Origin of the sequence: Candidatus Aquarickettsia rohweri (assembly GCF_003953955.1) — a bacterium.
Taxonomy (GTDB): Bacteria; Pseudomonadota; Alphaproteobacteria; order Rickettsiales; family Midichloriaceae; genus Aquirickettsia; species Aquirickettsia rohweri.
In genome coordinates this window covers 1-4,745 of sequence record NZ_RXFM01000104.1, presented here as the reverse complement: position 1 = coordinate 4,745, position 4,745 = coordinate 1, and the positions used below count along the sequence as shown (strand labels likewise).

4 protein-coding genes and 1 pseudogene are annotated in these 4,745 nt (G+C 28.1%); 4 read left to right on the top strand and 1 reads right to left on the bottom strand.

What is annotated here, in order from left to right:
* The 3 genes and pseudogenes from EIC27_RS08415 to EIC27_RS06185 all read left to right on the top strand — a co-directional run.
* Positions 1-230: transposase domain-containing protein (locus EIC27_RS08415; RefSeq protein ID WP_205702304.1), on the top strand; the 230-nt coding region annotated here is incomplete at its 5' end.
* A gap of 120 nt (positions 231-350) precedes the next feature.
* A pseudogene (locus EIC27_RS06190) lies at positions 351-1,073 on the top strand (class I SAM-dependent methyltransferase); the annotation flags it as partial.
* A gap of 10 nt (positions 1,074-1,083) precedes the next feature.
* Positions 1,084-1,971, top strand: a complete 888-nt coding sequence (locus EIC27_RS06185; RefSeq protein ID WP_126045202.1) for an LD-carboxypeptidase — start codon at positions 1,084-1,086, stop codon at positions 1,969-1,971.
* Between the two features lie 9 nt (positions 1,972-1,980).
* Here EIC27_RS06185 and EIC27_RS06180 read toward each other — a convergent pair whose 3' ends face one another.
* On the bottom strand, positions 1,981-3,192 hold the full coding sequence (locus EIC27_RS06180; protein WP_126045201.1) for a pyridoxal phosphate-dependent aminotransferase: 1,212 nt from the start codon (positions 3,190-3,192) through the stop codon (positions 1,981-1,983).
* A gap of 138 nt (positions 3,193-3,330) precedes the next feature.
* Between EIC27_RS06180 and EIC27_RS06175 the strand changes: the two genes are divergently transcribed.
* Entirely contained in the window at positions 3,331-4,602 is a 1,272-nt protein-coding gene (locus EIC27_RS06175; RefSeq protein WP_126045200.1) for a hypothetical protein, read from the top strand.
* The last annotated feature ends 143 nt before the right edge of the window (positions 4,603-4,745 follow it).

Genomic DNA, 4,745 nt, shown 5'->3' with positions numbered 1-4,745 from the left:
GTATAAAACCATTTGCAGTTGGCAGAAAAAATTGGATGTTCTGTGCAACAACTAAGGGTGCTAAAGCTAGTGCAAATATTTATAGTATTATTGAAACTTGCAAAGTAAATAAGATTAATCCTTATGATTATTTAAAATATTTGCTGAATCATATTCATGATTATTCTGATCCAAAAGAGTTAGTAAATTTACTTCCATATAATATTGATAAAAAAATATCATCAAATTAAATTTTTTTTAGAATTATCAAAAAACTTAAGAAACCCAAAGAAAGGCGGATAATACTTGTCAAGATGGGGATATTTTAGCGTTTACTTACTGCTAAATCATCTCACTATGATAAAGAGGCAGAAAATTATGATCGCTTTAATGAAGAGAACTCCAAGATAGTTAACCAATGCATAGAAAAAATACTTAAAGAATTTAAAATAAAAAGTATACTTGATTTAAGTTGTGGCACAGGTTCACAGGTTATTTGGCTTGCTAAAAAGAAATTCAATATTATTGGATATGATATAAACTGTAAAATGCTAGAAATTGCAAAAGGAAAGGCTATAAAGGAACAATTAGATATTAAATTCATCAAAGGAGATATGCGTACTACTAGAGCTGGAAAATTTGATGCAGTTATTACTATATTTAATTCTATTGGACATCTTACCAAAGAAGATTTTATAAAGACTATAAAAAATATTTATTCAAATCTTAATGATGGTGGATTATATATTTTTGACATTTTTAATTTAAATTATTTACTGAAAGATAATAATATCACTAAATTAACAATTGACTGGTTGAAAAGGTGTGGTGATATTATAGTGCGTGAAATTCAATATAGCACTATAAGTTCTGATGGAATATTAGCTTCTTATGATATTTATCATCAACAAAAATTAGAAAGTAATCCAAATATTACTCATGACTTCCAAACATTACAAGTTTATACGGCCAAACAATTAAAGATAATATTAGAAAAAAATGGCTTTGAGTTATTGAAGCAGTATAATATCGATGGTAAAAGTTTTGATGAAAATAAGACAGAACGCATACTGACTATAGCACAAAAAAAGTAAAAATTTTATTATGAGCATAATAGACTCAATATCATCACACTCATTATGGTTAAAACTTAATAAAAAGTTTAAGATTATTGCAATTTCACCAGCATCTTATCCATATTGTGAATATAAAGATATACAGTCAATTGCAGGAATTAACCTTTATAATAATAAACTACTTTTGAATAAAGATATTCATCCATTTCATTCTAATAGTGATGAAAAAAGATTTGAAGATTTAAATAAAGCTTTAAATATTCAAGATGAAAATGTAATCATATGGTGTATTAATGGGGGATATGGTTCAGCAAAATTAATAAATTATTTACAGAGACAATCTAAGCCAAAGTGTGAAAAAATTTTTATAGGGTATAGTGATATAACAGCATTGCATTTATTTTTTTCTCAAAAATGGAATTGGAAAACTATTCATGGACCTTGTTTAGGGGAATTGTTTAAAGAAGATAAAGATATAAACAATTTTTTAAATTTATTTGATTGTCTTTTAAGAAAAGATTTTACAAATAGAAAATTTGTTAAATGCATAAAACCATTAAATCTTGCTGCAGAAAAATTTAAGGATCAAATAGATTTATTTAAATTTACAGGTGGTAATCTTGCTTTAATTCAAACAAGTTTAGGGACCAGTTGGCAAATTGATATCAAAAATAAAGTGTTGTTTTTAGAAGATATAGGTGAAGCTGGGTATAAAATTGATAGAATGTTAAATCATATTAGCTCTGTATTGAATATTAGAACTGTTAAAGCTATTATTTTTGGTGAATTTATAAATAGTGATGAATTTATAGATTTTACAATAAATAATCTTGTTAATTTAAACTCATCTATTCCAATTTATAAGACTGATAAATTAGGGCATGGTAAAAATAACCTACCAATTATATACAATTAAAAATTTACTTTAAGTCAGTTTTTCACAAGCTGCTTTTATTCTTGAACATGCCTCAATTAGATTTTCATTAGATATTGCATATGAAACTCTAAAGTGGTTTTCAGATCCAAAAGCAATGCCAGGTACTACTGCAACTAATACTTCTTCTAATAAATATTCTCCAAAATCAGTGCAATTATTTATTTGTTTACCACTTGGAGTTTTGCTGCCTATTAAATTTTGGCAGTTTGGAAAGACATAAAATGCTCCATCTGGTTCCTTTATTTTTATTCCCTTTATTTTGCTTAATTTTTCTAATACCAAATCAAGCCTATCTTTAAATACAATTTTATTTTTTTCAATAAACTCATAACTATTTTCGCTTAGCGCTTCAACAGATGCATATTGACTGATTGAACATGGATTTGAAGTACTTTGTGACTGAATTTTTGCTACTGCTTTAATAGCTTCTTTACTGCCTGCTGCATAACCTATTCTCCAACCTGTCATTGAATATGCTTTAGATACTCCATTAACTACAAATGTTCTATTTTGCATTTCTTCATTAATATTAGCAATATTTTGAAATTGATTGTTTTGATATCTAATATGTTCATAAATATCATCAGAAATTATATAAATATTAGGATAATCTTTTAGTACATTTGCAAGCTCAGATAATTCATTTTCAGAATAGCAAGAGCCAGTTGGATTGCTTGGGGAATTTAATATTAGTAATTTAGTTTGATTAGTTATGTGATTTTTTAAAATTTTTGGAGTTAGTTTAAAATTATCAACAATTGATGTTGTTGCAATTACTGGTTTACCACCATTAATCAAAACCATGTCTGGATAAGATACCCAATATGGAGAAGGTATTATTACTTCATCCCCTGGATTAATTGTTGCAGAAATTATATTAAAAATAACATGTTTGGCGCCACAGCCCACAGTGATATTATTTAATTCATAGTTTAATCTATTTTCTTTATTAAACTTTTTAACTATAGCTTCTTTTAATTCTGGAATTCCATCAACAGGAGTATATTTAGTTTTACCTGATTTAATAGCGTCATAAGCTGCTTGCTTAACATTCTCAGGAGTGTCAAAATCTGGTTCTCCAGCTCCAAGACCAATAACATCTTTTCCTTCTGCTTTTAAAGCTTTAGCTTTAGCTGTAACTGCTAAAGTAGGGGAAGGTTTAATTAATTCTAATCGTTTTGAAATTAAGTTTGTATTCATTTTACCCATTAAAATTTTTGCACTAATTATACTCTACAAAAATTTTAAAACAATAAAATAAAAGATTTAAAAAAATATATTGATCTACAGAATTAATAATGATTCGATATAGTTTTAAAATCAAAAAAGGAGTGGGATATGACAAACACACATAATCAAGTATTAGCAAATAATGGATCAAATCTAAAAAAAACAGGTGTATTTACTAATCTTTTATACAATATTAGAAATCAAAACTTTGGTGATAACAATTACTTGAACTACAAAAATGATGCTTGGAAAAGTGGTCATCACTATGCTGAAATTGCTTCTAATCAAGATGGAGCTACTTGGTATTTTCAAGAAGCAGAGGAAAATATAGGAATAGTTCCTCTATACAATATCAGAAATCAAAACCTTGGTGATAACAATTACTTGAACTACAAAGATGAAGCTTGGGCAGATGGCAAACATTATGCTGAGATTTGCCCTAAAATGCAGGGTTCTTCTTGGTGGCTTAGTACATCAGAGACGACAGAAAAAATCAATACCCCGTCAGGCAATCAAAAAGCATTACCTCTATATACTTTACGAGTTAAAACACAAGGTTATGATAAAGGAGCTAATGATATAAGCTCACCTAATTTTTTGAACTACAAAAATGAAGCTTGGGAAGATGGCAAACATTACGCTGAAATTGCACCGCTTATGCAGGGTTCTTATTGGTTTTTTGAAGTTGATAAATCATCATATACTTTACAAGTTTCAGTTTTAGATATGAAATTAGCTGATGATCAATCTTTAGATACACTATTATCTGGCACAAGTTTAGGAACTCAGACTGTTAATAATATTAATGGTAATTCAGCACTTACAGAAAGTTTAGATTTTACTAAAAGTTTTACAAGCTCAAGCTCTTATACATATAGTGTGGATTGTGAACAAAGTATTGCAGTCAAATTCAAAATGAGTGAAGGATTGATTTTTGAAAAAGCAGGAATTGATGTTGATATTGGTCTTAAATTTTCTGAAGATAATTCTTGGACAAAAAGTTCTAGTAAAACAACTGAATTAAGTTTATCTGAGTCAGTAACAGTAGACCCTGGCAAATGCTCTAAAGTTACAGGTTATTATAAGATTATTAAAGCAGATCAGGTTAAATTTACAGCAACTGCTTTAGTTAGTATATCTGGTACTATAATAGATGAACAAGGCAATACAGTCTCTGGACATAATGTTCAAAGTACCGAATTTATTGCGCAATATATAACGGAAAATGTCAAAGGTATGACAGTTGTTGATCAGAATTATAGTGATACCAATGTAAAAGTTGAAATAACTGGTCATATGTCTGCTAATATGGCTACAATGAATTCATATACTCAAGAAGTTGCATGTGATGATGCTGATATTCAACATGACGAGCTATAATTCTAATTTATTATTTAATAGTTGAGGATAAGTACTAGATAATAGTAATGAGTTTTCTTACATAATCTTCTTTGATGCATTCCTGGGTTGCAGTATTTTAGCTGCAACCCTTTGTTTTTTAAATGATGATTCTATTTATAACC

Coding starts and splice junctions, on each gene's coding strand:
- EIC27_RS06180 (WP_126045201.1), bottom strand. CDS start 3,192: ATGAATACAAACTTAATTTCAAAACGATTAGAATTAATTAAACCTTCC.
- EIC27_RS06185 (WP_126045202.1), top strand. CDS start 1,084: ATGAGCATAATAGACTCAATATCATCACACTCATTATGGTTAAAACTT.
- EIC27_RS06175 (WP_126045200.1), top strand. CDS start 3,331: ATGACAAACACACATAATCAAGTATTAGCAAATAATGGATCAAATCTA.